Here is a 246-nt window from a genome sequence, read left to right as displayed (position 1 = left end):
TATTCTAAACAGGAGATCTGGTCAAACATCGAAAAGGGTGGTTACAAGTACTTTCAAGCAGAAAAAGTGGGCAAACTTCAAAGTTACATTGATGAGGTATCGTTTTCATGTCGCAAGTTGGTTCAAGAGGTGATGCCAGCAGGAATTAAGGGAGTTGCCTTACTTTCTTTATATACCGTTATTTTGGCTAAAATGAATTTAATGATTGGAATTGCATATTTAATTGTCTTTCTCATCTACATTTTA

The 246-nt window shown here is 35.0% G+C and carries 1 pseudogene; it reads left to right on the top strand.

Annotated elements, in window-relative coordinates:
- Window positions 1-246 (top strand): annotated as a pseudogene (locus AC6UD0_RS07465) (ATP-binding cassette domain-containing protein); the annotation flags it as partial.

The organism is Fructilactobacillus sp. X7R9C1 (assembly GCF_059901005.1).
The sequence above is the reverse complement of the archived record's forward strand: the minus strand, read 5'-3'. Positions and strand labels throughout refer to the sequence as shown.